General features: G+C 67.3%; 5 protein-coding genes. 1 reads left to right on the forward strand and 4 read right to left on the reverse strand.

Features of this window, described 5'->3' with window-relative positions:
- Nucleotides 1–128: 128 nt before the first annotated feature.
- Nucleotides 129–1061, reverse strand: coding sequence for a ribokinase (rbsK, locus tag HCR68_RS13675; RefSeq protein WP_167150377.1), 933 nt, complete (start codon nucleotides 1059–1061; stop codon nucleotides 129–131).
- Nucleotides 1062–1454: 393 nt separating this feature from the next.
- On the opposite strand from rbsK, the gene HCR68_RS13680 reads away from it, so the two are divergent.
- The gene (locus HCR68_RS13680) at nucleotides 1455–2768 is read left to right on the forward strand and encodes an aminotransferase class V-fold PLP-dependent enzyme (protein WP_167150379.1); all 1314 of its coding nucleotides are present in this window, start codon (nucleotides 1455–1457) and stop codon (nucleotides 2766–2768) included.
- Between the two features lie 582 nt (nucleotides 2769–3350).
- Here the strand turns inward: HCR68_RS13680 and cas2 are convergent.
- The 3 genes from cas2 to HCR68_RS13695 form a co-directional block, all read right to left on the reverse strand.
- Nucleotides 3351–3650: a CRISPR-associated endonuclease Cas2 gene (gene cas2 / locus HCR68_RS13685; protein WP_208320623.1), complete on the reverse strand. Its 300-nt coding sequence runs from the start codon at nucleotides 3648–3650 to the stop codon at nucleotides 3351–3353.
- The gene (gene cas1 / locus HCR68_RS13690; protein WP_167150381.1) at nucleotides 3650–4327 is read right to left on the reverse strand and encodes a CRISPR-associated endonuclease Cas1; all 678 of its coding nucleotides are present in this window, start codon (nucleotides 4325–4327) and stop codon (nucleotides 3650–3652) included. The genes cas2 and cas1 overlap by 1 nt, the downstream gene beginning before the upstream one ends.
- Before the next feature lie 14 nt (nucleotides 4328–4341).
- The coding region (locus HCR68_RS13695; RefSeq protein WP_167150383.1) for an integrase core domain-containing protein at nucleotides 4342–4480 on the reverse strand (139 nt) is incomplete at its 5' end.

The raw sequence follows: 4480 nt of genomic DNA on the forward strand, positions 1-4480 counted from the left end.
TGGGGGTCAGCGGTGCGTTAGCGTGGGTCATGAAGGCCTCCGGTCAGTGATGCGATGTGTCAACCCACATCCTGCCGGAGGCCTTCACACAACCTCAGCCCTGTTCACAACCTCCCGAGGAAGTACATCTAGTCCGTAAGGTCCTGGAGGACTGAGTCGAATTCCTCGGCAGTGGCGAAGGAGGCCTGGGTGCCGCGTTTGGTGACGGAGTCCGCGGAGTAGCGGATGGCCAGCTCCAGGGACCGTTCCACGTCGCCGGTGCGCACCAGGTGGTGGCTGAAGCAGCCGATGAAGGCGTCGCCGGCGCCGGTGGTGTCGCGGGCGGTGACGGGGATCCCGGGCAGGTGCCGCTCGCCGGTGTCGGAGAGCCACAGGGCGCCCTGCTCACCGAGGGTGACGATGACGTTGGGGATGCCGGTCTCGCGCAGAACGGCTGCGGCCCGGTGGATGTCGTCGAGGGTGTCGGTCGGCATGCCGGTGAGCATGGCGAGCTCGGTCTCGTTGGGGACGATGTAGTCGCAGCCCCGGATCCGCTCCAGCTGGAGGTCGGGGTCGGCGGGGGCGGGGTTGAGCAGGACGGGGACGCCGTGACTGCGGCCCAGGGTGATCGCCTCGTAGACGGTCTCCAAGGGGATCTCGAGCTGGAGGACGATGAGGCGGCAGGAGGCGATGTCGTCCTCGGCGTCCCGGACGTCGTCCGGTGAGAGGTGGCCGTTGGCTCCCTTGATGATGAGGATCGAGTTGCGGGAGTCCTCGTCGACGAAGATCGGGGCGACGCCGCTGGATGCCTCGGTGGTGAGCACGTGGGAGGTGTCGATGCCGTTGCGGGCGAAGTTGTCCACCGTGTTGGCGGCGAAGACGTCGTTGCCGACCCGGGTGAGCATGAGGACTCGTGAGCCCAGGCGGGAGGCGGCGATGGCCTGGTTGGCGCCCTTGCCGCCGCAGTCCATATGGAAGTCGAGGGCCTCCAGGGTCTCGCCCTCGCGGGGCATGCGGCGGATGTAGGAGATGAGGTCGACCATGTTGGAGCCGATGACGGCGATGTCTTTGCCGGTTCGCATACCGATTTCTCCGAGGATCGCGGGGCAGGAGCTGATGTGGGCGGTGGCGTGATCGTGGGCGAGGTGTGAGGCACTGGGCGGGGCCTGCGGTCCAGGTCGGACCCGGGCGCTCGGGGCCTGGATCCAAGGCTAGATCCTGTGGCGCTGTTTGGTGAGCCGGCGGTCGATGTCGGTGACGTCGTCGGCGGCCTGGATACGTAAGAGGACGGCTCACAGGCCGCTGCGAGGGCGAAGCCGGCGGAAAAGTGTCCGTATGGGACGACTTTGACGCCGGGCCCATCATGAGGCATTGACATCTGTGCAGGTCAGAGCGTTACGGGACGGCGCAGCCCGAGAAAAGCGGCGTCAAAGTCGTCCCATTTGGACAGAATTCGGCTCGTCTAGGCTGGAGGCGTGCGCACCTACCTCGATCATGCCGCCACGTCCCCGGTCCGACCCGAGGTCGCCCAGCAGATCGCCGAGGACCTGGCCGGAGGCCTCGGTGGCTGGGCGAATCCGAGCGCGCAGCACACTACGGGCAGGCGCGTGGGGGCGCTCCTGGCTGAGGCGCGTGCCCGCCTGGCGGGCGCCCTGGGGGTGGACGCGCACGAGGTGCTGCTGACCTCCGGCGGTACGGAGGCCGACGCCCTGGTGGTCTCGGGTCGGGCGCGCGCGGTGCCGGGCGGACGGTTGGTGGTCTCACCGATCGAGCACCCGGCGGTCCTGGACTCGGCGCGTACCGCCGTGGCCGAGCTGGGGGCGGGACTGAGCCTGCTGGAGGTCGATGATGCCGGGCGCGTGGCGCTTGACTCGGTGGCCCGGGAGGTGGCGCCACCGGCCGGCTCGGGCCGCTCCTCCGTGTCCCTGGTCTCCGTCATGGCGGCGAACAATGAGACCGGGATCGTCCAGGACATGGCGTCCCTGGTGGCGCGCGTGCGGGAGGCCAGTGGGGCCGAGCGCCCCGATGAGGCCGGGTACGTTCCGGTCCACTCCGACGCCGTCGCCGCGCTGGGGAAGGTCGCAGTGGACTTCCACGGCTGGGGTCTGGACGCGATGAGCGTGAGCGGGCACAAGCTGGGTGCGCCGGTGGGCGTGGGGGCGCTGGTGGTCCGCCGGGACCTGGCGCTGACGCCGGTCACGGGCGGGGGACGTCAGGAGCGGGGGATCCGCTCGGGCACGCAGGACGTGGTGGCTGCCCGGGCGCTGGCCCTGGCGGTGGAGCTGGCGGTCGCCGAGCGAGAGGAGCAGGAGGCCCGGCTGGCGCCGCTGCGACGCCGCCTCCTGGAGGGGGCGGGGGCGCTTCCAGGCGTTCACGCCACGCTTCCGGACGACGCCGACCACGTGGCCTCCACGGCGCACCTGTGGTTCGAGGAGGCCGACTCCGAGGCGCTGCTCATGGCCCTGGACCTGGCGGGGATTGACGCCTCGGCCGGGTCGGCCTGCCACGCCGGGGTGGCCCGGCCGAGCCACGTGCTCCTGGCGATGGGTTTCGATGAGGGCCCGGCCCGCTCCACGCTGCGCTGCTCGCTGGGCCGGGAGTCCAGCATCGACGACGTCGAGCGGCTGCTCTCCGCCCTGCCGGCCGCCCTGGACGGGGCCAGGCGTGCCTGGAAGGTGACGCACAAGGCGCCGACGGGGACCGAAAGCCTAAATAGGCGATCAGTCCCCACCCGCCTTAATGAAGTGCAGTTCCCGAAAGAACTGCAACCGCTCTATGGAAAACCCTGACGGCCTCTACAACAAGCCTCAATGAAGTGCAGCTCCCGAAAGAACTGCAACGTGACTCGAAGGTCCAGATCGCTGGAATCGGGCACGTGCCTCAATGAAGTGCAGTTCCCGAAGGAACTGCAACCGCGCTGGCGGCCGTCCTCGGCGTCCCGCAGGTCACCTCAATGAAGCGCAGTTCCCAAAGAAACTGCAAGATCGAGTACGTGTACGTACCCTCGGTCTCATACTTGCCCCAATGAAGCGCAGTTCCCGAAGGAACTGCAACATGCCCGGCCAGTCCCCGGATTCCAGGCAGTCCCGGCCTCAATGAAGTGCAGTTCCCGAAGGAACTGCGACGAGGACCACGAGATCCCCCTCGGCGTCGAGGTCACGCCTCAATGAAGTGCGGTTCCCGAAGGAACTGCAACAGTCCGCCCAGTATAGCCCGTCATCCGGCACGTCTGAGGCCGCTCCGCGAGCGCTGCGGCCGGGATTGCATACCCGACCAAACTCCACCCACCTGTTCCCCTTTGATCCGCATCGTTCCAACGTTCCGTCGCCGCGAGCGCTGCCTGGGAGTTCCCGAGCACCGGAGCGCTCGCATCAGGCGATAAGAGGCCCCTCCGGTGTGATGGTCCTGGTCAGGCCAATATAGGAGAACCGCTGCTCGTCAACAGAGGACAGCAGGCCGACGTCACACAGGAGCACGGAGTTCTCGTCGGTCTTGATGATTCCTTCCAGCTCACCCCGCATCCGCAGGAGCTTGGCCGGCGTCGCGTCCACGACGAACACGGAGTACTGGATGCGGTCGCCATACTTCAACAGTTTCTTAGCCACCTGCGTCCGGCGCCTGTCGGACGGGACGTCGTAGGCCACGAGAACACGTCTGACGTCATCACGCATCAGCGCACCGTCACTCCCTTGTAGGCGGGCTGAGTCCCGTCGATAGTCCCGAGAAACAACCGGGCCTGCACCTCAATGGCCCGCCGCCAGGTGACGTCGTAGCCGAACACGGGATGCCGGAAGGACGTCTCAATACGGCGCTCGAAGCCCGCGATCAACTGCTTTCGTCCACGATCCGTCATCCGGCAGCTTCCGATCTCGCCCGAGAAGTCCTGCTCCGTCAACTCGCCGTTGCGGAGCGCTCGTACGACAACGGAGTCAGCCACCGGCGCCCTGAACTCCTCCATGAGGTCGAGCGCCAGAGCAGGATTGTTGCGCGAGCTGGAGTGGAGGAACCCTGCGTGAGGGTCGAGGCCACAGGCCACGAGTGCCCGGATGCAGTCTCCCAGGAGCAGGGCGTATGTGTAGTCCAGGGCCGCATTGGCCGGATCGGGAGCCGGGCGACGCCTTCGCCCTCTCCATTGACCTGCCGCGAATGCCGCAGTGGTTCCGGTGAGCATCGTGGGGAAGGACTCGAAGTAGAGCCCAGCGGCCTCCCCCTCCACTCCGAGCAGGTCGGCCAGCGACGGCGCGGATACGGCGTCACGTTGCAGGCGACGCATACGTTCGACAGTCTCGGTGGCCTCACCATTGCGCCGCAGCAGCGTGGCCTGATTCGCTATCTTTGCCGAAACCATCTGCTGGGCGATGTCTAACTGTACTTCCCTGTGAGGTTGTGAACGCGGCTGGCGGGGGTTTGGCCGTTCAGGGCGGTGTGGGGTCGGTGGTGATTGTAGTGGTGGAGCCAGGTCTGGTAGGCGGCCTCGCGCTGGGTCTGGCTGGTGTAGGTG

The organism is Actinomyces sp. ZJ308 (assembly GCF_011752065.1).
Taxonomy (GTDB): Bacteria; Actinomycetota; Actinomycetes; order Actinomycetales; family Actinomycetaceae; genus Actinomyces.